We start from the raw sequence: 24671 nt of genomic DNA, 5'->3' as shown, positions 1-24671 counted from the left end.
AAGCTGGCAAAGGCTCTATTGTAAGCCACCTTGCCCTTCGCGCCCCGCCGGCATGCCGCTTATCATATGCCGATTGACTGAAAACGTTTTCAACGGCATATTGGAAACGATCTCATCTCAAAAAGGAGAGCGTGTTCCATGCATGAGGTTTCCCGAACCGGCCGCATCGCGGCGATAGATTTGCTGCGCGGACTGGCGGTGATCGGCATGATACTGGTGGCCTATGCCGGCGACTGGGAGCATCGCTTTCGCGTGCTGACGCATGCCGACTGGCGCGGTTACGCCCTGGCCGACATGATTTTCCCCTCGTTTTTATTTTGCGTCGGCGCGGCCATGCCCTTTTCCCTGCTCAAGCGGGCCGGTGAGCGGCCCGCCGCCGAAGTCATGCTGTATCTGGCGCGTCGCTCCGCGGCATTGTTCGCGCTCGGCCTGCTGCTTAATCTGCTGCCCTATTTCGACTTCGCGCACGTGCGCATCCTCGGCATACTGCAGCGCATCGGCATTTGCTATTTCATCGCCGGAACGATAGTGCTGGCGCTAGGCCAGCCATCGGCGCAAGGGTACCGGCTGCCGCTGGGCCGCGTGATCGGCGCGGCCGTGGCGCTGGGGCTCGCCTATGCGGCCCTGCTGCTGGCATGGGATGCGCCGGAGTGCGGACGCGGCTGCTTCGGCTCCGCCCATTCGCTGCCGACGGTTATCGACCGCGCGGTGCTGGGCGTCCAGCACTTCTGGCCTTACGGCACCACGGACGGCCGGGTGACCTACGAGCCCGAAGGCTTGCTGTCCACAGCCGGAGCGCTGATCAACGTGTTGGTGGGATTGGCCGCCGGTCTGGTCCTGCACCGGGACGGCGACGCCGCGGACGGGCGCTGGCTCAAGCTGGGCCTGGCTGGCGCGGCGCTGCTGGCACTGGGTTTCGCGCTCGATCCGGTGCTTCCAGTGGTCAAGAAGATCTGGACGCCAAGCTTCGCCTTGCTGTCGTCCGGATTTTCCCTGCTCGCGCTTTTACTGCTGAAATCCCTGCCCGAGCGCGCCCGGCCAACTCCGGTCCTGGCGTTTGGCGCCAACGCCACGCTGGCCTTCATCGGCATCAGCTTGATGGATTGCGTGCTCCAGCTGCCGTTCGGAGCAGCGAATCCGCAGAGCTGGCACGACCGTCTGGCGCAAGAACTCGGCAACGCGATCGCGGATGCGCGTATTGCCTCCGTCACCTACTCGGCGGGCCTGGTGGTCGTGCTGGGTACGACGCTGTTGCTGCTCTACCGCAGAAAGCTGTTCTTCAGGCTTTGATCAGTACCGCCCCCGACGGCGCGTCGATAATAAGCATGCGATACACCGACATACGGAGAGATCGATGCCCATCAACGACTGGCCGCTGGAGCGCCGCCCGCGCGAGCGCCTGATACGGGACGGCGCGCCGGCGCTGTCGGACGCCGAATTGCTGGCGGTGTTCCTGCGCGTCGGCGTGCGCGGCAAGGACGCCGTACAGCTGGGGCAGGACATGGTGCACCATTTCGGTTCGCTGCAGGGGCTGTTCGGCGCCAGCCTGGCGGAGTTTTCCGCGATCAACGGGCTGGGCCCGGCCAAGTTCGCCCAGCTGCAGGCGGTGATGGAGCTGGCGCGGCGGGCGATCCTGGAGGAAATGAAGTCCGGCCAAACCCTGGGCTCGCCGCACGCGGTGAAGGATTACCTGCGCATCATCTTCCATGGCAAGACCTTCGAAGCCTTTTATGTGCTGTTCCTCGATGTGAAAAACCGCCTGATCGCGTCCCGGGAAATGTTTCGCGGCACCTTGACCCATACCAGCGTGTACCCGCGCGAGGTGGTCAAGGCGGCGCTGGACTGCAACGCGGCCAGCGTCATGCTGGCGCACAACCACCCGTCGGGCACGCCCGATCCCAGCGAGTCGGACCTGGTGCTGACAAGGGCGCTGGTGCAAGCCCTGGCGCTGGTAGACATCCGCATCCTCGACCATTTCGTGGTCGCCGGCCACCGGGTCCACTCGTTTGCCGAGCACGGGCAGCTGTGAGTTTACCCCTGTCGGCTCAAGGGTTTACAGAGCGTAAACACCTGGAATTCACAATTGTTAAATTTATTTAGATTATCAAGACACAATTGTTTTTCACAAGTCATTGAAAAAGCTGAGTTTTTTGGATATACTCTTGTTTTTCCAATTGTGGAATGTCTTTTAAGGAGTGCGTTATGGCACGTGTTTGCCAAGTTACTGGGAAGAAGCCGATGGTCGGCAACAATGTTTCCCACGCAAACAACAAAACCAAACGTCGTTTCCTGCCTAACCTGCAGAACCGTCGTATTTTTGTTGAATCTGAAAACCGCTGGGTCTCCCTGCGTCTGTCCAACGCTGGTCTGCGCGTAATCGACAAAGTCGGCATCGATGCCGTACTGGCCGACATGCGCGCCCGTGGCGAAAAAGTCTAATTAGGGAGCTACCATGGCAAAAACTGGCCGCGACAAAATCAAACTGGAATCGACCGCAGGTACGGGTTTCTTCTACACCACCACCAAGAACAAGCGTACGACCCCTGCGAAAATGGAGATCATGAAGTTCGATCCTAAAGCTCGCAAGCACGTCATGTTCAAAGAAACCAAGATCAAGTAATCCGGTCTTCGTTCTCAAAAAAAGCCGCTCAGCTCACGCTCAGCGGCTTTTTTTACGCTTGGTGGATGCGTCCCGGGTAACGGGCAATTATTTTGTCCGCTGTAACCAGAGTCATGCCCTCAACCCAGGCCTGAGCAACCAGCATGCGATCAAACGGGTCTCGATGAAGCGGCGGCAACTGCTCGACAAACAAGGCGTGCTCGCCCTGGACCGGCAGTTCATAGTAGCCGTGGTTTAACAGCCCTTGGCGCATGACTCGGACGTCGATCATGTTTGCGGATCTTCTTGCGGTAGTCTTGATTGCCACCTCCCACAGACTGACGACACTAAAGACCAGGTCATTTCTCACCGAAGATAGCAGCGTGGCAGTAGAGCGAGACAATTTCGCCGGGGTCGATATCGCCCAGAGCAAAATATGCGTGTCGAGCAAAAGCTTCACTTTTCACCATAGAAAAGCTTTTCAATTTGCTCATCTATTTCGTCAAAGTCCTCGGGAAAAGTGAACTGACCTGCCATAAACCCCAAGCGAGGAAGGGACCGAGAAATTGCTCCTGCCACAGCTTCGATTTTGACAACAGGCTTACCGTCTCGCGTAATGAGAAATGACTCCCCGCGAACGGCTTGGTCTACCAACGAGAACAAATTGGCTCGGACCTCATCGATATCAATCTCTTTCATTTGGCGCTCCCTGACCTGACCATCTTTTCAGTCTAGCCCTGGCGGAGAGGCTATGCAAACATCGTGCGTCCAACATTGGAGGCTGGTCAACATGCTTACAGGCAGCCTTCGATGTACTGCACTTCCTTCCAGGCGCCGGCGTAGATGGCGCCGACCTTGCCTTTGCTGGTGTCGAAGCGGATCGCGTACTGGCCACCGCCTGCCTTGATGGTCAGCGTCTGTTCGCTGTCGTCGTAGGCTTGCGGCGTCGTCACCACCGCTTCGCCGTAGCCACGCCGGATCTTCTCGACCGGGTCGCCCAGGCCGATGCCGCGTTCGGACTGGATGCCCTCTTCCATCACGTCGACCCGCTTCAGCACGTCGTCGACAAACATCAGCAGCAGGCCCCGCTGGTGGGCTGGCTCCAGCTGAAAGCAGTTGGCGTTGCCGCGCAGCTCTTTCGGCGTGCGCTCCATATGCTCGCCCAGCACCTTGTTGACGGTGTCGAAACGCATGCCGATCCTCAGCGGGCCGGCGCCGTCGAAACGCACGGTCCAGCCGGCGGCATGGGCACCGCACAACGGCAATGCCAGCGCCAAGGCCATCAAATGAGCTTTCATAAGGTTCCCGGAAATGAAAAACGGCCCCGGAGGTTCACCACCCCGGGGCCGTTTTATTGTATCAATACTTGCTTAAGCGTAGCTACGCAGGCGCAGCGAGAAGTCCTGCAGCGACTTGATGCCCGACGCTTCCGCGCGGTTGCACCAGTCCTGCAGCTTGTGCAGCAGCTGGTCGCGGGTGAAGTGCGAACGCTCCCAGATCACGCCCAGCTCCACGCGCATATTGTGCATGGTTTCCAGCGCCTTGCTGTGTTGGAACAGCTCAACCAGCTGCTGTTGCTGCGGCGCTTCCAGCTTGCCCGGCTCGCGCTGCAGCAGCTTGCGCGACGATTTCAGGAAGCGCGATTCCAGCTGGGCCTTGTCCTTCAGGTGTTCCAGCTCTTCTTTCCAGGCATGCTTGACCGATTTGGCGTACTTGGCCATCACGTCGTAGCGGTTGGCGATCACCGACTGCAGCGTGTCGAAGTCGGCTTCCACCTTGTCTTTGGCGAACTTCGGCGCCGGCGCGCGCTTCTTGACCTTGGCCAGGCCCAGCATTTCCAGGCCGCGGATGTAGCCCCAGCCGATATCGAACTCGTACCATTTCGACGACAGCTTGGCCGAGGTGGCGAAGGTGTGATGATTGTTGTGCAGTTCTTCGCCGCCGATCAGCAGCCCGAACGGGATGATGTTGGTCGCCGCGTCCGCGCAGTCGTAGTTGCGGTAGCCCCAGTAGTGGCCGATGCCGTTGATGATGCCGGCGGCAGTCACCGGGATCCACATCATCTGCACCGCCCACACGGTGATGCCGATGACGCCGAACAGCATGAAGTTGACCACCAGCAGCGCCGCCACACCCTGCCAGCTGAAGCGGGTGTACACATTGCGCTCGATCCAGTCGTCAGGCGTGCCATGGCCATACTTTTCCATGGTTTCCAGGTTTTTCGACTCGGCGCGGTATAGCTCGGCGCCTTCCCAGAACACTTTCTTGATACCGCGGGTCACCGGGCTGTGCGGATCTTCCTCGGTGTCGCACTTGGCGTGGTGCTTGCGGTGGATCGAGGCCCATTCCTTGGTCACCTGGCCGGTGGTCAGCCACAGCCAGAAGCGGAAGAAGTGGCTGGGGATGGCGTGCAGCTCCAGCGCACGGTGCGCCTGGTGGCGGTGCAGGTAAATCGTCACACTGGCGATGGTGATGTGGGTGACGGCCAGCGTATAGAAAAACACTTGCCATGCGGTGAGTCGGGTGACGCCGTTAGACAAAAAATCCAGTACTGCATTTAAACTAAAAGTCATTACTACTCCAAAGAGGGCGTGTCTCGCGTCGCGGTGGTTCCATCAATGTTGCGCTTTTGACAGGCGCAGGAAGTCCGTCGCTGTTACTTTTGGACGTTATTGTACGCTGATTTGGGGGTGATTTGCGGAAGGATTTCCTCCGGTTACCGCCTATTCCTTCGGCACGGCCGTGCTTTCCTGCGGTAACAATTGCTCCGGCACGGGACCGAGGATGCGCATTTCCCTCTGCGGGAACGGCACCGAGATGTCGTTGGCCTTGAGCGCGCGCCAGATCGCCCGGTTGACGTCCGAGATCACGCCGCCGCGGCCGTTGTGCGGATCATTGATCCAGAAATTGACCTGCAGGTCCAGCCCGTCCGCGCCAAAGCTCAGCAGCTGCGCCGACGGCAGCTTGTCTTCCTTCAGCACCCGCTCCACCGTCAGCGCGGCTTCTTCCAGCAGCTTGAGCACCATGTCGACGTCGGTGTCGTAGGCCACCGACACCTTGGTCGAGATGTTCAGCATGCTGCTCGACAGCGACGAGTTCTGCACCGCGCCCGATACCAGCATCTCGTTCGGCACGATCGATTCCATGCCGTCCAGGCCTTGCAGCACGGTGTAACGGGTATTGATCTGCGTCACACGGCCGCTGTACTTGTCGACGGTGATCATGTCGCCGATGGTCAGGCTGCGGTCCAGCAGGATGACGAAACCGGACACGTAGTTGCTGGCGATTTTCTGCAAGCCCAGACCCAGGCCGACGCCCAGCGCGCCGCCGAACACCGACAGCACGGTCAGGTCGATGCCCACCAGCGACAGGCTCATCAGCACGGCCACCAGGATCAGCACCGCGCGCGCCGTGCGCGACACCACCACCCGCAGGTTGGTGTGCATGCCCTGCACCTTCATCAACTGCTCTTCCAGCGCGGCGCCGGCCCACAGCGCCAGCATCAGCAGCACGATCACCGAAATGGTCGCCTGCAGGATGTCGGCGATCGACACCTTGTATTTACCGATGGGGAGGATGGTGCCGTCGAGGTACTCGAACACGTCGACCCACAAGCCGGTGATGTAGAGCACGAACGCCAGCCACACCAGCAGCTGGAACACCTTCTCGAAGGCCAGCATGGTGGCGCTGACCTGGCCATGGCGCGCGAACACGCGGCGCAGCAGGTAGAAGGTGAAGCGTATCACCGCCAGCGAGCCGAAGATGGGCAGCGCCACCTTGATCAGGTTGACGTGGAAGTGGTACTTGACCAGCACCACGCGCGCCAGCGCCAGCAGGCCGACCACGGCCAGCGGCGCCATCACGCGGCCGAAGCTCTCGACGCCGAAACGCATCATGGTGCCGTGCGTGTCCTGGCGGCCGAAGCGCTTTTTCAGCAGCCGCGCCAGCCCGAAACCCAATACCACGGCGGCGACGATGGCGCCAAGCTGCCACAGCAGGCTGGGATCGTTGATATCGCCGGTGAGGTCGTCGATCAGGTTGAGCAGTGGCTGTTGATTCATCGTAGGGACGGGCTGAGTGGCTGAGATGCGTAGATTAGCGTAAAAAAGGCCGGTAGGTGGAGACACCAGCCGGCCTTTGCGATGCGTTCCGGGAAGGATTATTCCTCGACGGCTTCGTCCTCGTCCTTGACGACGACCTTCTTGGCCATCGGCTTGCGTTCGAACACGGCGGCAAAGAAGCCGTCGGTCTGGTGCTTGTGCGGCAGCAGTTTCAGGTAGTCGCCCATGTCCAGCTCGATCTTCTGCTCGGCCAGCACCTTGTTCATCGGCACCAGCTCGAAGTCCGCATGGGTTTCCAGGAACTGCTTGGCGATGAATTCGTTCTCGTCGTCCAGGAAGCTGCAGGTGGCGTAGACCAGACGGCCGCCGCCCTTCAGCAAACGGGCGGCGCCGGCCAGGATCGCGGCCTGCTTGACCTGCAGCTCGCCGATCGCGCTTGGCTGCTGGCGCCACTTGACGTCCGGATTGCGGCGCAGGGTGCCCAGGCCCGAGCATGGCGCGTCGACCAGCACGCGGTCGATCTTGCCGGCCAGGCGCTTGATCTTGGCGTCGCGCTCGTGCGCGATCTGCACCGGATGCACATTGGACAGGCCGCTGCGCGCCAGGCGCGGCTTGAGCTTGGCCAGGCGCTTTTCGGACACGTCGAACGCGTACAGGCGGCCGGTGTTGCGCATGGTCGCGCCCAGCGCCAGCGTCTTGCCGCCGGCGCCGGCGCAGAAGTCCACCACCATCTCGCCGCGCTTGGCGCCGACGATGGCCGACAGGATCTGGCTGCCCTCGTCCTGCACTTCGATATGGCCTTCCTTGAACAGCGGCAGGTTCTGCAGCGCGGGCTTTTGCAGCACACGCAGGCCCAGCGGCGCGAACGGCGTCGGCGTGCTGCGGATAGGCGCTTCGGCCAGCTTGGCGGCCACTTCGTCGCGGGTCGCCTTCATCGCGTTGACGCGCAGGTCCAGCGGCGCCGGCGCGTTCATGCCGTCGGCCAGCAGCAGGGTTTCTTCCTCGCCCATCTGCTCGACCAGCTTGTCGAACAGCCACTTCGGCATGTTCGAGCGGCTCGACTTGTGCATCACCTTGCGGTCGATCTGCAGGATGCGCTCGACCCACGTCACTTCCTCCTCGGTCAGGCCGCCCAGCGCCTCGACGCCGACCGCGTCCGCCATGCCCAGCAGGGTCAGGCGGCGCATGGTGGCGCCGCCGCCCGCTTCGGAGAAGTCGGTATAAAACGATTTGCTGCGCAACACATTGTAGATGCACTCGGCGATGGCGCCGCGTTCGCGGCCGCCCAGGCGCGGGTGGTCTTTAAAATAGCGCGACAGGGTGGTATCGGCAGGCGCGGCAAAGCGCAAAATCTCGCGCAACACTTCTTCGGCGTTGGCGAGTATCGCTGGTGGCAATCTCATGAAAATCCTTGGTTAGTTTTACTGTGTGTGGTCCACGTGGACCTCGCCCTGCGCTATCGTCAACCTGCCCTCGACAAACCAGCGGATCGCGCGCGGGTAGATGACGTGCTCCTGCTGCAGCACGCGGGCGGACAAGGTTTCGACCGTATCGTCGGGCAGCACGGGCACGGCGGCTTGCACCACCATCGGCCCGTGATCGAGTTCGGCCGTCACGAAATGCACCGTCGCACCATGCTCCTTGACGCCGGCGGCCAGCGCCTGCGCGTGTGTCGCCAGGCCGGGGAACAGCGGCAGCAGCGATGGATGGATGTTGAGCATGCGGCCGGCATAGTGCGCGACAAACTGCTCCGTCAAAATCCGCATGAAACCTGCCAGCACCACCAGATCGGGCTGGAAGCCGTCGATCACGGTTTGCAGGGCGGCGTCGAAATCGGCGCGGCTGGCATAGTCTTTATTGGCAACAATAGCCGTCTCGATTCCGTGTTCAGCAGCGAAAGCCAGGCCCGGAGCGTCGGCGCGGTTGCTGATGATGGCGGCAATACGGGCCGGCCACTGCTCGGCTTGCGCCGCGCGGACTACCGCTTCCATGTTACTGCCACGACCGGAAATAAGAATGACGATGTTTTTCATAGGCCGACATTGTACCTTGTTCATGCGGGCGGGACTACAAATGAACAAGGATTGTTGCAATGCAGCAGGACGCCGTGGGCCGCACCGGACCCGCTTCCACGCAGACGCGGGAAGGCCTCCGGCTTACTCGAAGGAGTAAAACACCCGGAACGGAACTTTCTTGTCGGCCCAGTAGTCGGCAGCGTCGCGGAAGACGTCCAGCAAGGTTTCCCTTGCTTCCTTGTCAAATTTTTGAGTATTCGGCAATTGCTCGAGCACCACCAGGAAACCTTCCTGGGGACCGGCGTTGGCCATGGTTTCGGTCAAGGTTGTCCGCAACCCATCGAAATTCTTGCCTATACCCTTGGGAAACAGGAACGATTCCGCAATGATGCCCAGGACCTGCTGCTTGGTCGCGCCGGCGATGCAGTGCGCGTACAGAAAGTGCTGCCCCAGGCGGGCCGCTTCCTCCTGCAGCTCGGCCACGCGGAAGGCGCGGATCGACTGCACGAGGTTGGGCGGCACGGTCATTAGCAAACTCATGGTTCCCTCAATTTGACCTGGCATGTACGGTGTGTCCACTTTACTGTCGAGAGTGCCTATCTTGTGAATTAATGAATAAATAATTTGAGCACCTGTCCACTTAACACGGCAAACTGGTCTGCGTCGGCCGTGGCTGATTCAACGTGTTTCTCGAATCCCATACGCATATTAGGGTAACGTGTTGTTCCTTCCAGATCAACACGAATGTGATGCCTCACGCAATATTTGTTAAAAACAGAACATTTTGTAAGTGTTTTAGGGGCTAAATCGGCACAGTTCGCTCTGCAGAAGCGGCGACGGGCCGTCGTGTCCGCTGTTACAATTTGTTGCCACAGATACCTGTTCAGGGCTGGTTAAGGGCTCTTGGCGGGATTACCATACTAAGCATGCAATATCAGAATCCCTGATAAGACATCCAACTGAAACGAGGTCTCAAATGAACTTGCAAGCCAAACTGATCGCATCCGTACTTTGCGCAGGCTCCCTGCCTTTCGCCGCTCAAGCAGCCGATTTTGAAGATTTCGGCCGCGTGGTTCGCGTCACCCCGCAAGTGGAACAGATCAACCGTCCGCGCCAGGAGTGCCGCACCGAAGTCGTCCAGGTCCAGCAGCCGGCGCCGCAGCGCGGCGTGGGCGGCGCCATCATCGGCGGCCTGATCGGCGGTCTGGCCGGTAACCAGGTCGGCGGCGGCACCGGCCGCTCGGTCGCCACCGCTGCCGGCGCCATCGCCGGCGCGGTCGCAGGCGACCGCATCGACAATGCCAACACCCCGAACGGCGGCGGCGTGCAGGAACAGCAAGTGAAGCAGTGCCGCACCGTCGATCACTGGGAATCGCGCACCTCCGGCTATGAAGTCACCTACGACTACCGCGGCCGCAACTACACCAGCGTGATGTCCTACGATCCGGGCGAGCGCGTGCGCCTGCGCGTGGTCGTCGAGCCGATGCAGCGTTAATCCGCTTCAGCCCTCCCCCAGCAATGCCGGTCCCGCGACCGGCATTGTTGTTTTCCGGCTTGCCTTAGAGTAAGGCAACGCGGGATAATGACCGTTCACCTCCTGTTTTACCTTCCCCATGCTGATCAAACGAAAATCCATCGAACAAGAAGAATCCTCCCGCCCGGCCCGCAAGCCCAAGTACGCGCCGGTGACGTTGTCGGAGCAGGACGGCGTGCGCTATCTGCATTTCGGCACGGAGTGGGTGCAGGGCGCGATGCGCATCCGCAAGCCGAACTGGCCGGAGCTGGAATACGCGCAGCAGATGATGACGTGGATGCTGTGGCGGCAAAAGCCGGCCCACATCGCCCAGCTGGGGCTGGGCACGGCCACGCTGACCAAGTACTGCTACGTCACCTTCCCCGAGGCCGCCGTGACGGCGGTGGAGCTGAACCCGTCGGTGATCGCCATCTGCGAGTCGATGTTCAAGCTGCCGCCGAACGACGCCCGTTTGCGCGTGGTGGAAATGGACGCGCTCGATTTCGTCAATGATGAAGCCAACGCCGGCACGCTGGACGTGCTGCAGGTCGACCTGTACGACGCCACCGCGCGCGGCCCGGTGCTCGACAGCGCCGAGTTCTACCAGTCCTGCAACGCCTGCCTGACCGACCACGGCATCATGACGGTGAACCTGTTCGGCGACCATCCCAGCTATGCGCGCAACATCAAGGCCATCAAGTTCGCTTTCGAGCAAGTCATTTGCCTGCCGCAGGTACATGATGGTAACGTGGTCGCGATCGCCTTCCGGCGCAAGCGCGCGATCGACCTGGAGGCACTGGCCGGGCGCGCCGCGCAGATCGTCGCCGAGACCAAGCTGCCGGCCAAGAGCTGGGTGAAGGGTATAACAGCGGGTATCACGTCGCTGTAACGACTTTTGAAAGTGGCTTCCACGATGTCCGCAACGTCCGCACAACCCACGCCGAAACCAGCGCCGCTGGATCTGCAGCAGATCTACACCTGGCTGCTGGCCGACGGCATGATACGCAAGGCCGAAGTCAAGGAGCTGTACGCGCAAAGCCAGGGCATCCTGAAGAACACCGTCGGCCACATGCATCCGCTGTGCGCGGTCGCGCATGCCAAGCTGCTGTCGGCGCAGCCGCCGCACCGGCTGCTGACCCTGGACGCGCTGTGCGAATGGCTGGCGGCGCGTTCCGGCCTGGCCTTCACCCGCATCGACCCGCTGAAGATCGATTTCACCCGCGTGGCCGACGTGATGTCGGCCAACTACGCGGCGCGCTTCAACATCCTGCCGCTGGAAATCAGCGGCGACACGCTGGTGGTGGCCACCGCCGATCCGTACGCGGTGGAATGGGAGGCGGAGATCGCCAAGATCTCGCGCCGCACGATACGCCGCGTGATCGCCAACCCGCTCGACATCGCGCAATACATCACGCAGTTCTTCAGCCTGGCCAAGTCGATCAAGAAGGCCAACAAGTCCAACAGCAACGACCTCGCGCTGCGCAACAACTTCGAGCAGCTGGTCGAGATGGGCAAGACCAACAAGCAGGTCGACGCCAACGACCAGCACGTGATCAACATCGTCGACTGGCTGTGGCAGTACGCGTTCGAGCAGCGCGCCTCCGACATCCACCTCGAACCCAAGCGCGACATGGCGGCGATCCGCTTCCGCATCGACGGCGTGCTGCACCAGGTGTACCAGGTGCCGGCGGTGGTGATGATCGCGATGACCGCGCGCATCAAGCTCTTGGGCCGCATGGACGTGATCGAGAAGCGCCGCCCGCAGGACGGCCGCATCAAGACCCGCACCGCCGGCGGCCAGGAAATCGAGCTGCGCCTGTCGACCCTGCCGACCGCCTTCGGCGAAAAGCTGGTGATGCGCATCTTCGATCCGGACGTGGTGGTCAAGACGCTGCCGGAACTGGGCTTCCCCACCGACGACGCCGAGCGCTGGGACGCGCTGACCAGCCGTCCGCACGGCATCATCCTGGTGACCGGGCCGACCGGCTCTGGCAAGACCACCACCTTGTACACCACGCTGAAGGCGCTGGCCACGTCGGAGGTCAACGTCTGCACGGTGGAAGACCCGATCGAGATGGTGGAGCCGGCCTTCAACCAGATGCAGGTGCAGCCGGGCATCGAGCTGTCGTTCGCCGACGGCGTGCGCGCGCTGATGCGGCAGGACCCGGACATCATCATGGTCGGCGAGATCCGCGACCTGGCCACCGCCGAGATGGCGATCCAGGCCGCGCTGACCGGCCATCTGGTGCTGTCGACGCTGCACACCAACGACGCGCCGTCGGCCGTGATGCGGCTGCTGGAGCTGGGCGTGCCCTACTACCTGCTGGAGGCGACGCTGATCGGCATCATGGCGCAGCGGCTGGTGCGCACCTTGTGCACCGAGTGCAAGAAGGACGACGGCGAGCTGAGCGACGATATCTGGCACAGCCTGGGCGGCGCCTGGAACCTGCCCAAGCCGGACAAGATCTACCGCGCGGTGGGCTGTCCCGAGTGCCGGCAGACCGGCTACCGCGGCCGCACCGGCATCTACGAGCTGCTGACGGTGACCGAGGGCTTCAGCGACATGGTGCGCGAGGAAACCGACATCCAGGCGCTGCGCCGCCAGAGCACGGCCGACGGCATGAAGCCGCTGCGCATCGCCGGCGCGATGAAGATTCAGGAAGGCGTGACCACGGCCGACGAAGTGCTGAAGGTGACGGCGGCGCTGGGGATGAAATAAAAACAACGCCGGGAAAGGGCTAAATTGTTTTCACAAAACCCTTTGCAGTTTCCGGCGTGGTGTATATAATACGGCCTCTTTCGGGGGTCGTTAGCTCAGCTGGTAGAGCAGCGGACTTTTAATCCGTTGGTCGCAGGTTCGAATCCCGCACGGCCTACCACCGAATTCGCAGGACTAAATCAAGGAGTTACGAGCAATCGTGACTCTTTTTTTTATGTCCGCTCCAATCTTGCCGCCGGCCGATGCCAGGCGCGCGGCAGTCTTGCGCTTGTCCGCCTCATCGGCAAGAACAAACACGCTCATCGAATTCTGCAGCGTCTGGGCCTGGTCCTGAAGGCTGGCCGAGGCCGCCGCCGTCTGCTCGACCAGCGCCGCGTTTTGCTGGGTCATGTCGTCCATCTGGGTAATCGCCTGGTTGACCTGCTCGATGCCGGCGCCCTGCTGGCCCGAAGCTACCGCGATTTCCGACATGATGTCGGTGATCTTCCTGACGCTGCTGACGATTTCCCCCATCGCCAGGCCCGCCTCGTCGGCCAGGCGGTTGCCCACTTCCACCTTTTCGACGCTGGTGCCGATCAGCTCCTTGATTTCCTTGGCCGCGCCGGCCGAGCGCTGGGCCAGATTGCGCACCTCGCTGGCGACGACCGCGAAGCCGCGGCCCTGCTCGCCGGCGCGCGCCGCTTCCACCGCCGCGTTCAGGGCCAGGATATTGGTCTGGAAAGCGATGCCGTCGATGACGCCGATAATGTCGACGATCTTGCGCGAGCTGTCGTTGATTTCACCCATGGTCTGCACCACCTGGGTGACCACCGAGCCGCCCTTGGTCGCCACGCTGGACGCGTTGATCACCAGCGCATTGGCCTGGCGCGCGTTGTCCGCGTTCTGCCTGACGGTGGAGGTCAGCTCCTCCATCGACGAGGCGGTTTCCTCCAGGTTGGAGGCCTGCGATTCGAGCCGCGCCGAGACATCGGCGTTGCCGCTGGCGATATCGCGCGTGGCCGCGCTGATGTTGTCGATGCCTGTGCGCACCCCGTTGACCAGGTCGCGCAGGCTGTCGTTCATTTCCTTCAGCGCGCGCAGCATTTGTCCGATTTCATTGGGCACCCCGACATCGAAATCATTGACCAGATTGCCGCGCGCGACGTTTTGCGCCACTTCGATGGCATTGTGCAGCGGAACGGTCACCGAGCGCGAAATGAGCATCGAGATATAGCAGGCCAGCGCCAGCAACCCGGCCATCGCCGCCAGCATGGTCCAGCGCGTCTTGTAGAACGCGGAGATTTTATCGGACAGGATGGTATCGAGCTCCTTGCTGGCCGCGGCGTTCAGCTTGAACTGCAGGTCGATCGCCTGGGTCGACAGGGCCACGTATTCCTCGGGCGAGTAGGTCAGCGTGTCGGCCTGGATAATTTGCGCCAGCGCCAGTGCGGTAATCTTGCTGGCCGCCTGCGCCGCCTCCTGCATGGCCGGCCCCAGCTTGGCCTGGAACTCGGGATTGGCCGAACCGGCTTTGTTGAACGCGGTCAGGGTCTGGTCGAGCCGGTCGCTGACGCGGGCCACGATGGACGACAGTTGCAGGCGGTCGTCGGCGGTGATGTCCTTCTTGGTCAGCAGGCCGGCGCCTTTGGCGCGGGTCTTGCCCAACTCCTCGCTGAGGTAGGGCAGCTGGTAGAACATCGCCTGGATCAGCTGGTACGTATCCCGGTCGGGGTCGAGGCTCAGGCCGTAGTAGTCGCCGAGCAGGTCATTTACCTTGAGCAGCTTCGGTACCAGCGCGGTGTGCGCGGCATAGCTTTGCGGCACGGATATGCGTTGGCCGCTGACGTTACCTCGCAACGTCTCCCAATCGCGCCGGGCTGTTTCCCACGCGGCGTCAAGATCCTTGTTGTGCAGGTTCTTGACGATGGCCTCGACCTCGGCGTACGCCGCGTCGGCCTCCTTCTGCTTGGCTTCGCGCTTGTCCTGCGCGGCGCTGACGCCGCCGAGCACCAGCGCCGCCAGGCCGCGGTGCTGCTGCGTCAGTTGGACTACTCTCAGGCCCGTCAGCACGGCCGGCAGGCCCTGCTGCTCATCGAGATAGGCATCAAGCCCTTTGGCCGCCTCGCGCATGTACAGATAGGTTGGGATGACAGCGATGACCACCGCGATCAAGCTCAGGATCAAAAACTTGTGCCATAACTTCATGGGCGAACGCGCTGAATAGGTATCCATGCCAGTCCCCTCGTTGTCGTGCCTGTGCAGGCTATTTCATCATAGACTTATCGAAGCGTTGCCGTATAGAATTTCCAATGCATTTGCAATATTTGGTGAGTTTTCGCCACACTCTGCCTCGGAACGGCTACTGGTGTAAGCTAGCGTCAAGAGCGCACAGCGCATGGCTGAGGATAGCAGATGGCAGGAAGGCAGGTCGGATGGCAACGGCTGTTGTGTGCGGCATGCTGCGGCACGCTGCTGGCCGCTGCCTTGCCTGCGCGGGCGGTCACGCTGCGCACCGCCGCCCAGGAGGGCACCGAGCCGAAGTTCATCGCCGACGGACCGGACCGCATCGTCGGCCTGTGCATCGATATCATGCGCGCCATCGAGCAGCTCGATCCCAAACTGCAGTTCATCGGCGACCAGCGCTGGAAGCCTCTGATACGCGCCTACTCCGAACTGGAGAGCGGCCAGCAGGACGTGCAATGCGCGGTCCAGCGCACGCCGGACCGCGAGCCGCGTTTTCATTTCCTCGGGCCGGCGCTGTACACCATCGAGTATCACTTCCTGGCGCGCATGCAGGACAATGTGGCGATCCATAGCTGGGACGACGTGCGCCGCCTGGCGCCGGACAACGTCGTGCTGGTCAACCGCGGCTTCGCTGCCGGCAACATCGTGGCGGCGATGGGCGGCATCGTCGTCGACGCCAACTCCACCAGCCCGCAGCACAATCTGCAAAAACTGATCGCCGGGCGCGGACGCCTGTTTTTCCATCGCGGCCCCGGCTTGAATAAACTGCTGGAGCGCACCGGCACCGCCGACAAGGTCCGCATCCTGCCACAGGTGATGTACAGCGCCAAGCTGTACTTCGCCACCAGTAACAAGCTGACCGGCGATATCAACGCGCGGCTGGAGCAGGCCTTGTACGCGCTGGAGAAAAACGGCGAACTGGAACGCATGATGCGCAAATGGGATTGAACTTGAAGCAGCTGGCGCGCGCCCTCGCCGCCTTGCTGCTGGCGGCGGCATCGGGCGCGGGCGGCGCCGCCGACATGCAGGCGGCACTGGTGGTGACGATGCCGCCGCAGCAGGCGCAGCGGACGATACTGCAGGCGGTGCGGCAGCTTGCAGCCCAGCGCGAGGAGCACCGGCGCTACCGCATGGCCCTGCCCTTCGGCGCGCCGTTGTTCCCGCCCGACGCCGATTTCGCCGCGCCGTCAACCGCCGCATCAACCACCGCGCCGGCACTTGCCGCCTGGCTTGCCCTGCCCGCCGCGCAGCGCCGGTACGACGTCCTGATCACTCCCGACGTCGACTACTACTGGAACGCCGAGGGCCGCCAGTACAGCTGCCAGTTCATCATCCACGTCCAGGCCCGGGGTGGCGCCGGTTCGCAACTGGCGCTGCTGCAGGTGCGGCCCACCGAGTATGCCGGCAAGCACTTCGACCTGCTGGGCCGCACCGGCCCCGGCCGTTACATGGACTTGCGCCCCGCCGCGCCGTCAGCGCAGACCGAGGCCGAACTGCGCGCCTTCCTTGCGGCGGCGCTGGCACACCCACAATAGCACCAGGCCCAGCACCAGCAGCGGCAAGCTGCCCGGCAACGGCACGGCGGTGATGCCGGCCACGTCCAGCGAGAACGGCGACACCACCACGTCGGCCGCCTGCAGAAAGGTGCCGCCGGACAGCGGGTCGCCGCTCCACCATTCGCCGGACAGGCTGAAGCTGCCGCTGTCGATCTGCCCCGGCAGCGCGAACGGGAAGATCTGCACGCCATACAGGCCGGTGTGCAGAGCCGCATCGAACGCGACGGTCGCGGCGGCGCCCGGCACCAGGATGGGGAAGTCGAAGTAGCTGGCGTCGGGCGAGCCGATGCTGAACGACGATGCGCTCAGCTGGGTCGGCACGAACCAGTTCAGCGTGTCGGTGTTGACCAGCTCGTAACCCCAGCCTACCGTCTCCCCCGGCAAGCCGCTGATCGACCCGCCGGCCGGCTGGGCGGCAAACGTGAACGTGAACGGCAGGGCCTGCACGGCCGGCGACCAGCACAGCACGGCAAACAGCAACGCGAACACGGCGTACAAATGTCTGAGTTTCATGGCGGCTGCTCCTTATTTTGGAATGATGGATTGCGCCTGCGAGTAGGCGTAGATCACGCCGTCGAGGTCGCTCACACTGCCGTTTTCGCTGACGCTGAAGCGCTTCACGGTGGACGGCACGTTGAAGGTCAGGCGCACGGTATAGAAACTGCCCACGTCGACATTCGGCGTGACGAACGGCAGCGCCGGCGACAGGGCTGCGTTCAGCGTGACAGCGCCGCTGCCGGACAAGGTATGCATGGACAGCGAGGACAAGGTCATGTCGCGCGCGGTGCCGACGCCGGTATTGGTGAGGCGCACATCGACACCGACCACGCCAGGCGCCACATTTTCCTGGCCGACGATCTGGGCGACGAAGTCCGGCCGCCCCGGCAGCTGCACGGCGCCGGTGACGAACACCGTCAGCGATGCGCTGTTGTGGACGGTGATGACGCTGCTGCTTTGCGCCGTCACCGTGATGCTGTCGGAGCTGCCGATGCGCGCGCCGGCCGGCGGCGCCAGCGTGACGGTGACGTTGGCGGTGGCGCCGCTGGCCAGCGTCAGCGTGGTGGGCGAGACCGAGGTGATGTAATGCTGGTCGTCGGTGGCGCTGATGCCGAAGGTGCCGGCGGGGCCATCGTTACGGATCTGGTACGTCAGCGTGGTGGTGACGCCGGGACGCAGGTCCTGCCGCGACGGCGGCGTGACCGACACCGTTTGCGGTTGCACCAGCACACTGACCAGGCGCTGATACGGGAAGCCGGAACTGTCGGTGCCGGTGGCGTAGGCGACGAAGGCTTCATTGGGCACGGTCAGCGCGCCGAAGAACTTGCCGTTGTCGGTCTGGTCCTGTTCCAGCGCCAGCGGCGACAGCAGCTCGAAGTTCTTGCGGCGCAGCTGGAACTGCGGCGCGCTGGAAATGCCGGTCAGCGCCGCGATCGCATACAGCGCCTGGCCCGGCCCCGGCTCGCCATCGATCGCCAGCAAGCCCTGGTGCGGCGGCATCGCGCCGAAGCGGGCCAGCTTGAACGAGCTGAACGCGAGGTCGGCGATGCCGTTGACGTTGACATAGGTCTGGTCGGACGAATTGCCGACGGCCAGGGTCCAGGCGCCGCGCGGCGGGTTGTCGATCGAGATGATGACGCCGCTCGACAGGCTCAGGTATTTGGTGGCATTGGCGAGGGTGACCACGACGCCGTCCGGCCGGGTCAGAGTCACCGTCGGCTGCAGGCCCTGCAGCGTGCCGCTCACCGACACGGTCAGCCGCGTCATGCTGCTGTCGACCGGCACCGTGTAGCTCTTGGTGCTGGCGTAGGTATCGACCGTCGACAGCAGCTGCACCACGTTGTTGCGGCCGACCAGGTCGGCCAGCTGGGTGACGGTGCCGGCTTCGCTGCCGAACAGGAAGAACACTTGCCCGCCGGTTTCGGCGGCGGCCTGCAGGTAGCCCGGCGTCAACGGCGAGCAGCTGCCGAACAGCATCGGATAGATCTTGATGTCCTTGCTCTTGGCCAGGCTGATGACGGCGCCAGCCAGCCCCGCGTCCTTGGCGGTGGCGTCGGTGTACATGAACAGGTCGCCGCCGGGATCGGCCAGCGACAGGCCGTTGTACATGCCGGTCATCGCCAGTTCCGGACAGTCGCCGCCGCCCGAGGCGCCGAGTCCGCCGATGAAGCTCTTGAACAGCGCCGCGTCGTTGGTGGCGACGGTGGGGCCGGTGGACGGGTCGTTGAACGGCGCCAGCACATATTGCAGCGGTTCCTCGTCGGTGCCCAGGCGGGCGTCGACGATGCTGGTGGCCGAGGCGCGCACGCCGGCGATGATGCCGCCCATGCTGCCGGTGGTGTCGATGGCGAAGGCCAAGGTCGGGCCTGCGCCCAGCAGCGCTTTCAGCTGGGCCGGCGTGATCTCGGCCTTGATGTCTTCGATGAACTGCTGGGTGCCGGCGATGGCGGCGGCCGCGGCCGTGCCGTGGTAGCTGCTGTGCGGCGAGATGTCGCAATACAGCGTGTCCTTGTTGATGCCTTCGCGGAAGTAGCCGACCGGGTCGCTGGACGGCGAGCTCTTGTCCAGCGGGCCGCCGTGGCTGCACTTGAAGGCGCCCGGCTTGACGCGGTCCTCGCCGCCGTAATAGCCGCTGGTCAAGAGCGAGCCGATGATGTTGGACGAGTTGGCGCAGGTCAGGCCGGTGTCGGTGAAGCCCGAGCAGGTCGGCGTGGCGGGGCCGGCGAACGGCAGCGCGCCGGGACGGCCGACGCCGGGATGGGCGGCGCTGTTGCCCTGCTCCACCCAGTTGCTGTGCGAATAGAAGTCCTGGATGGTGTGCAGCGCGCTGCCGAGGTTGTCGCGCGCGCCGGTGGCGTTGATCGGATCGCTGCGCAGCGCGTCCAGCACGTTCTGCTTGAGCGTGGCCAGGCGCAGCTGGGCGCCGGCCGCGTTCTCGCCGTCGAAGTGCTTGGCCGAGCTGGTCTGGTCTTCGTCGACCTTGGCGTCCGCTTCAATGATCTGGTCCAGCGCCTTCTGCATCGACGCGGTCAGCTTGGGCACGGCGAAGTAGCGCTTGTCGAGCGCCTCGATGCCGCGCTGGGTAATGTCCTGGTGGGTCAGGCTGCCGGCAGACTTGGAAGTGATGAAACAGACAAAGCCGTTCTTGGGACAGAAGGCCTTGCCGGGAATACTGGCGACCAGCAACAGCGACGCCAGCAACAACGAGGGAGCAATGCGCATACGATTTCCTTTCCCATGCGTGGATACACCAGCCCGCGCAATGGCGGGCACCGGCGGTGTAACGCATTTATCGTGCCGTGCTCTGCCTTTCCTTTGAAATCAGATGATTAGCGCGCGCCGGAAGGACGGCGCGCGGATAACTGTCAAGTTCGCCGACAGTGCTACAGCGGCGCGCCCAGCAACTTCAGATGCTGTACCGCATTGGCGTTCTTCGGATCGAGCTTCAGCGAGCGCCGGTAGTGCTCGATCGCCTGCGCCTTGTCCTGCGCCGTCTCGTAGGCTTCGGCCAGGCTGTCGTAGGCGTTGCCGCTGTCCGGATGCAGCACCGTCACGAGCTTCAGGACGGCGATCGCGCCCTGCGTGTCGCCGGCGCGCATCAGCCCGTAGCCCCAGTTGTTCATGTCCGATTCGGACAGCTCGAATTTGGGGTCGGCCTTGCGCAGGCCTTCATAGACCTGCTGGACGTCGGCAAAGCCGCTCTTCGCCGATTCATGCGCCAGCATTTCCATCGTCGGCGGCGCTCCGGTCGACAGCGTTTTGCTCACCGTCAGCAAATGGTCCGGCACCCCGTTCTTCTTCGGCTCGTTGTCGAGGAAGGTCTTGGCCGATGGCTGCTGCTTCAAATAGGCGTCCAGGTATTGCAGCACGTAGCGCGCCATCCAGCTGTGCGACTGGCTCACCTCTGCCGCGCTGTACTCGCTGTAGGCGCTGGACGGCATGAAGCGCAGCGCGTCCGAGGAGAAAGCAAAGTGCTCCATCGCCGGCAGCGTGACGATGCGCACGTCGGAATACTTCATCTCGTTGAGGAAGCTGGTGACCGGCTTGCCGCGCTTGGCCAGGTCTTCCAGCGAACGCGGGCGCGCGGCCAGGAACAGCATCGGCACTGTCAGGCGCGACGGCTGCACGTACTTGGCCTCCTGGATCCGCTCGGGCCAGTAGCGCACCGAGCCGTCGAGATTGACCAGCGCCTTGACGCGGTTGTCGCGCGCGGCCACGAACACGTTCGAGATACCGCCCCAGCTGTAGCCGGCCACCGCGATATTGCCGGTGTCCGCCTGCGGCAGCGTATGCGCATAGCCGATCAGGAAGGCGATGTCGGCCGCCTGCGCTTCGATGCCTTCGACGTCGTCGGTCATGGAGCGGCCATGCGCGCCCATGCTGGGGCTGGCGATGACGACATAGCCGTGGCTGGCCAGGTATTCGCACAGGTCGGCGTTCTCATAGGAATGGGCGCCGAAGCTGGGCGCATAGATCACCACCGGAAACTTGCCGGACGCCGGCTTGGCGTCGCGCACGGCCCACATGCGGCGCGCCATTTCCTCGCCGGCGTGTTCCTTGCCGCCGGGCGTGCCGTTCAGCCTGGTGGCCAGTTCGGCGTTGATGACGGCGTCGCTGCGGCCGAAGCGTTCCTCGCTGGCGGCCAGGCGGAAGTACTCGCCGTAGCTGACCGGCTTGCCGGACTTGGCGGCCGGATACCAGATCACCGTCTGCATGGGGCGCGCGGTCTCGCCGCTGACCGGCTTGCCGGTGACGACATCGTATTTGCCGAGGTAGGAGCGGGCATAATCATATTGCTCCACCACGCGCAAGCCGACGCCGTGTTGCCCCGGGGCGACATCAAAGCTGAAATTGGACGCCGCCTGGCTCAGGCCCGCCACGCAACATAGAATAACGGTGAGTAGTTTGCGCACTGATATACTTTCCATGATAAAAATACAAGTATATAGGCAACCAACACGCAAGGGGTGAAATGAAATCGCTGAGGCCGTTCTGGCTGGTCATGCTGGCTTGTACGCTGCTGGGCTCGCCTGCGCACGCGACGCAGGTGACCTTGCGCGTGGCCGCGCAGGAAGGCACCGAGCCCAAGTTCATCGCCGCCGGCAAGGATCGCATCGTCGGCTACTGCGTGGATTTGTTCCGCACCATAGAACGCATCGACCCCGGGCTGATCTTCGTCGGCGACCAGCAATGGCTGCCATTGGTGCGCGCGCATTCGGAGCTGGCCAACCACCAGCACGACGCGCTGTGCGCGGTACAGCGCACCGCCGAACGCGAGCGCCAATACCTGTACCTGGACCTGCCGCTGTTTCCCCTGCAGTACATGTTGCTGGCGCGGATCAACGACAAGGTGGTGATCAACGGCTGGGACGACGTGCGTAAGCTGGGCGCGCAGGGCGTGGTGCTGGTCAACCGCGGCTATTCCACCGCCGAGATGCTGGAGCAGTTCGGCGGCTTGCGCATCAATTCCAGCGCGACCAACCCGGCCATGAACCTGCAGAAGCTGATCGCCGGACGGGGCCGCTTCTTCCTGCACCGCGGCCCCGACCTGCAAGGCTTTCTGGCGCGGGCCGGCATGGCCGGCCAGGTCAGGATACTGCCGCATGTGATGTACACCACCAACGTCTACATGGCGATGGGGACGCATGTCGATCCGGCGGTGGCGGCGCGCGTGCAGCGGGCGCTGGAGCAGATGGAAAAAACCGGCGAACTGGCGCGGCTGCTGAAGAAGTGGAACGGCAACGGCGACTGAATAAGCTTGATTGACAGCAACGTCGGTTTTGGCCACTATCGTTGCTTCACCGATTTTCAAGCACACTCGCCATGACCATGCCACGCCTCTCCCTACTTGCCCTGCTGATGTCGGCCAGCCTCGGCGCCGCCGCTGCCGACGCTCCGCCAGCCAAACATGCGATCACCCACGAAGACGTGTGGCTGGCCAAGCGCGTCGGCGCGCCGCTGCCCAGCCCGGACGGCAAGTGGGCGGTGTTCTCCGTCACCGAGCCGGCCTACGACAGCAAGGAGCAGTGGTCGGACCTGTGGATCAAGTCGCTGACCGACGATACCCCGCCGCGCCGCCTGACCTTCAGCAAGGGCGGCGAAAGCGCCGCCAACTGGTCGCCGGACAGCCGGCAACTGGTGTTCGTGGCCAAGCGCGATGGCGACGATGCCGGCCAGATCTACCGCATCGACGTGGCGGCCGGCGGCGAGGCCCAGCGCCTGACCACGCTGACCCTGGGCGCGCGTTCGCCGCGCTTCAGCCCGGACGGCAAGCAGCTGCTGTTCGTCAGCGATATCTTCCCCGGCAACACGAGCGAGGAAGACGTCAAGAAAACCGCCAAGGAGCGCAAGGACCGCAAGTACACGGCCCGCGCCTACGAAACCTTCCCGCCCCGCTTCTTCGACAAGTGGCTGGACGACAAGAAGGTGCGGCTGTTCGTCATGGATGCTGACGCCGGCGCCAAGCCGCGCGACCTGCTGGCCGGCAGCCAACTGGCGGCGATGCCGGGCTTCGGCGGCGGCCAGGGCGACGAGGGGCAGTCGCTGGAAGCGCTGTGGGCGCCGGACGGCAAGTCGCTGCTGTTCTCGGCCTCGACCAACCGCGACGAGGCGGCGCGCGCATCCGGCTACACGCAGATCTTCAGCGTGGCCACGGCCGGCGGCGAGCCGCAACAGCTCACCCGGGACAAGCACAGCTATCACAGCCTGCGCTTCAGCGCCGACGGCAAGACCTTGTTCAGCCTGACCGAGGCGGAAGAAGAAGGCAAGGTCTACGACGTGACGCGCCTGGCCAGCTTTGCCTGGCCGCTGGCCAACCCGGCGCCGAAGATATTGACGGCCGCGCTGGACCGCTCGATCTCGCGCTACGTGCTGCCGAACGGCACCGGCCGGGTCGTGTTCAGCTTCGAGCACGCCGGCCTGGAGCAGCTGCATTCGATCAACTACGCCGGCGGCGAACTGCGCGACGAGGCTTCGCCGCCGACCGGCAGCATCGGTTCGCTGGCGTCCGGCGGCAAGGCCATGGTCGGCGTGTGGGAGTCGTCGATCAATCCGCCGGAGGTGTACGCCTTCGGCAACGGCGCGCCCAAGCGGCTGACCTCGTTCAACACAGAGCGCGCGGCAGCCATCGACTGGCAGGCGCCGGAGCACTTCTGGTTCAAGGCCAGGGACGGCCGCATGATCCACAACATGATCGTCAAGCCGGCCGGCTTCGACCCGGCGAAAAAATATCCGCTGTTCGCAGTGATCCACGGCGGCGCGGCCAATATGTGGCGCGACCAGTTCGTCATCCGCTGGAACTACCACCTGCTGGCGCAGCCTGGCTACGTGGTGCTGCTGACCGACTACAAGGGCTCGACCGGCTACGGCGAGGAATTCGCCCGCGCGATCCAGGGCGATCCGCTGAAGGGGCCGGGCGACGAGGTCAACGAGGCGGTCGACGAAGCGGTCAGGAAGTACAACTACGTCGACGGCGGCAGGCTGGCGGCAGGCGGCGCCAGCTACGGCGGCCACCTGGCCAACTGGCTGCAGGCCACCACCACGCGCTACAAGGCCATCGTGTCGCACGCGGGCGAGATGGACCTGGTGATGCAATGGGGCAGCAGCGACAGCATCCACGGCCGCGAAGTCAACAGCGGTGGCCCGGTATGGGGCGACCAGGCCGTGTGGCGCGAACAAAGCCCGGTGATGCAGGCGGGGAATCACGACAAAGGCACGGGCTTCACCACACCCATCCTGATCTCGGTCGGCGAGCTGGACTACCGCGTGCCGGCCAACAATGCGCTGATGAATTACGCGACCCAGCACCGCCTGAACGTGCCGGCCAAGCTGCTGGTGTTCCCGGACGAGAACCACTGGATTTTGAAGGGCGACAACAGCCGCTACTTCTACAGCGAAGTGCACGGCTGGCTGGCGAAATATTTAAAATAAAAGGGAGACTGTATGACGATCGCAAACTGGTGCTGGCCGGCGTGGGCGTCAGCATCGCG

23 protein-coding genes and 1 tRNA gene are annotated in these 24671 nt (G+C 63.4%); 12 read left to right on the top strand and 12 right to left on the bottom strand.

From position 1 onward, the window contains the following. Positions 1-138: 138 nt before the first annotated feature. The 4 genes from ACCD07_RS20930 (at position 139) to rpmG (ending at position 2620) form a co-directional block, all read left to right on the top strand. Positions 139-1290, top strand: coding sequence for a heparan-alpha-glucosaminide N-acetyltransferase domain-containing protein (locus ACCD07_RS20930; protein WP_413448445.1), 1152 nt, complete (start codon positions 139-141; stop codon positions 1288-1290). 64 nt (positions 1291-1354) lie between these two features. Continuing rightward, a complete protein-coding gene (radC, locus tag ACCD07_RS20925) occupies positions 1355-2029 on the top strand; it encodes a RadC family protein (protein WP_413448444.1) in 675 nt (224 codons plus the stop codon). A 173-nt stretch (positions 2030-2202) separates the two neighbouring features. Continuing rightward, positions 2203-2439, top strand: coding sequence for a 50S ribosomal protein L28 (gene rpmB / locus ACCD07_RS20920; protein WP_008451488.1), 237 nt, complete (start codon positions 2203-2205; stop codon positions 2437-2439). 13 nt (positions 2440-2452) lie between these two features. Continuing rightward, positions 2453-2620, top strand: coding sequence for a 50S ribosomal protein L33 (rpmG, locus tag ACCD07_RS20915; protein ID WP_008451489.1), 168 nt, complete (start codon positions 2453-2455; stop codon positions 2618-2620). A gap of 52 nt (positions 2621-2672) precedes the next feature. Here the strand turns inward: rpmG and ACCD07_RS20910 are convergent, their stop codons facing one another. The 8 genes from ACCD07_RS20910 to ACCD07_RS20875 all read right to left on the bottom strand — a co-directional run bounded on the left by ACCD07_RS20910 (position 2673) and on the right by ACCD07_RS20875 (position 9215). Beyond that, positions 2673-3059: a type II toxin-antitoxin system VapC family toxin gene (locus tag ACCD07_RS20910; RefSeq protein WP_413448443.1), complete on the bottom strand. Its 387-nt coding sequence runs from the start codon at positions 3057-3059 to the stop codon at positions 2673-2675. Beyond that, the gene (locus ACCD07_RS20905; protein WP_413448442.1) at positions 3056-3298 is read right to left on the bottom strand and encodes a type II toxin-antitoxin system Phd/YefM family antitoxin; all 243 of its coding nucleotides are present in this window, start codon (positions 3296-3298) and stop codon (positions 3056-3058) included. The genes ACCD07_RS20910 and ACCD07_RS20905 overlap by 4 nt, the downstream gene beginning before the upstream one ends. A gap of 95 nt (positions 3299-3393) precedes the next feature. After that, positions 3394-3897: a hypothetical protein gene (locus tag ACCD07_RS20900; protein ID WP_413448441.1), complete on the bottom strand. Its 504-nt coding sequence runs from the start codon at positions 3895-3897 to the stop codon at positions 3394-3396. A gap of 72 nt (positions 3898-3969) precedes the next feature. After that, complete coding sequence (locus tag ACCD07_RS20895) at positions 3970-5172, bottom strand: fatty acid desaturase (RefSeq protein ID WP_176652839.1); 1203 nt, start codon at positions 5170-5172, stop codon at positions 3970-3972. Between the two features lie 150 nt (positions 5173-5322). Next, positions 5323-6660, bottom strand: coding sequence for a mechanosensitive ion channel family protein (locus tag ACCD07_RS20890; RefSeq protein ID WP_353403272.1), 1338 nt, complete (start codon positions 6658-6660; stop codon positions 5323-5325). Positions 6661-6758: 98 nt separating this feature from the next. Then, positions 6759-8063 (bottom strand): RsmB/NOP family class I SAM-dependent RNA methyltransferase, encoded by a 1305-nt coding sequence (locus tag ACCD07_RS20885; protein ID WP_176652837.1) that lies wholly within the window; start codon positions 8061-8063, stop codon positions 6759-6761. Between the two features lie 18 nt (positions 8064-8081). Next, positions 8082-8693 carry a phosphoribosylglycinamide formyltransferase gene (gene purN / locus ACCD07_RS20880; RefSeq protein WP_176652836.1) on the bottom strand — a complete coding sequence of 204 codons (612 nt, stop codon included), beginning with the start codon at positions 8691-8693 and terminating at the stop codon, positions 8082-8084. 123 nt (positions 8694-8816) lie between these two features. Further along, entirely contained in the window at positions 8817-9215 is a 399-nt protein-coding gene (locus ACCD07_RS20875; protein WP_176652835.1) for a barstar family protein, read from the bottom strand. 436 nt (positions 9216-9651) lie between these two features. On the opposite strand from ACCD07_RS20875, the gene ACCD07_RS20870 reads away from it, so the two are divergent. The 4 genes from ACCD07_RS20870 (at position 9652) to ACCD07_RS20855 (ending at position 13067) form a co-directional block, all read left to right on the top strand. Next, the gene (locus ACCD07_RS20870; RefSeq protein ID WP_176652834.1) at positions 9652-10170 is read left to right on the top strand and encodes a glycine zipper 2TM domain-containing protein; all 519 of its coding nucleotides are present in this window, start codon (positions 9652-9654) and stop codon (positions 10168-10170) included. Between the two features lie 118 nt (positions 10171-10288). Continuing rightward, positions 10289-11077 (top strand): spermidine synthase, encoded by a 789-nt coding sequence (locus tag ACCD07_RS20865; protein ID WP_413448440.1) that lies wholly within the window; start codon positions 10289-10291, stop codon positions 11075-11077. Positions 11078-11101: 24 nt separating this feature from the next. Next, complete coding sequence (locus ACCD07_RS20860; protein WP_176652832.1) at positions 11102-12907, top strand: GspE/PulE family protein; 1806 nt, start codon at positions 11102-11104, stop codon at positions 12905-12907. Between the two features lie 84 nt (positions 12908-12991). Further along, a tRNA-Lys gene (locus tag ACCD07_RS20855) sits at positions 12992-13067 on the top strand. A 14-nt stretch (positions 13068-13081) separates the two neighbouring features. Here ACCD07_RS20855 and ACCD07_RS20850 read toward each other — a convergent pair. Then, a complete protein-coding gene (locus tag ACCD07_RS20850) occupies positions 13082-15118 on the bottom strand; it encodes a methyl-accepting chemotaxis protein (protein WP_413448439.1) in 2037 nt (678 codons plus the stop codon). Positions 15119-15298: 180 nt separating this feature from the next. Here ACCD07_RS20850 and ACCD07_RS20845 point away from each other — a divergent pair, with 180 nt between their 5' ends. Together ACCD07_RS20845 and ACCD07_RS20840 are read left to right on the top strand one after the other, a co-directional pair. Then, positions 15299-16078: a substrate-binding periplasmic protein gene (locus tag ACCD07_RS20845; RefSeq protein WP_413448438.1), complete on the top strand. Its 780-nt coding sequence runs from the start codon at positions 15299-15301 to the stop codon at positions 16076-16078. Continuing rightward, on the top strand, positions 16069-16665 hold the full coding sequence (locus ACCD07_RS20840; protein ID WP_413448437.1) for a hypothetical protein: 597 nt from the start codon (positions 16069-16071) through the stop codon (positions 16663-16665). Before ACCD07_RS20845 ends, ACCD07_RS20840 begins: the two co-directional genes overlap by 10 nt. Here ACCD07_RS20840 and ACCD07_RS20835 read toward each other — a convergent pair. The 3 genes from ACCD07_RS20835 to ACCD07_RS20825 form a co-directional block, all read right to left on the bottom strand. Beyond that, a complete protein-coding gene (locus ACCD07_RS20835) occupies positions 16603-17199 on the bottom strand; it encodes a hypothetical protein (protein ID WP_353403278.1) in 597 nt (198 codons plus the stop codon). The genes ACCD07_RS20840 and ACCD07_RS20835 overlap by 63 nt on opposite strands. A gap of 12 nt (positions 17200-17211) precedes the next feature. Beyond that, entirely contained in the window at positions 17212-19905 is a 2694-nt protein-coding gene (locus tag ACCD07_RS20830) for a hypothetical protein (protein WP_413448436.1), read from the bottom strand. A 161-nt stretch (positions 19906-20066) separates the two neighbouring features. After that, on the bottom strand, positions 20067-21596 hold the full coding sequence (locus ACCD07_RS20825; protein WP_413448435.1) for a tetratricopeptide repeat protein: 1530 nt from the start codon (positions 21594-21596) through the stop codon (positions 20067-20069). Positions 21597-21655: 59 nt separating this feature from the next. On the opposite strand from ACCD07_RS20825, the gene ACCD07_RS20820 reads away from it, so the two are divergent. Both ACCD07_RS20820 and ACCD07_RS20815 read left to right on the top strand, forming a co-directional pair. Then, positions 21656-22435 carry a substrate-binding periplasmic protein gene (locus ACCD07_RS20820; protein WP_176652826.1) on the top strand — a complete coding sequence of 260 codons (780 nt, stop codon included), beginning with the start codon at positions 21656-21658 and terminating at the stop codon, positions 22433-22435. Positions 22436-22506: 71 nt separating this feature from the next. Then, positions 22507-24612: a S9 family peptidase gene (locus ACCD07_RS20815; RefSeq protein WP_413448434.1), complete on the top strand. Its 2106-nt coding sequence runs from the start codon at positions 22507-22509 to the stop codon at positions 24610-24612. Positions 24613-24671: the final 59 nt, after the last annotated feature.

The organism is Duganella sp. Dugasp56, from assembly GCF_047304105.1.
GTDB lineage: Bacteria > Pseudomonadota > Gammaproteobacteria > Burkholderiales > Burkholderiaceae_D > Rugamonas > Rugamonas hordei.
The sequence above is the reverse complement of the archived record's forward strand: the minus strand, read 5'-3'. Positions and strand labels throughout refer to the sequence as shown.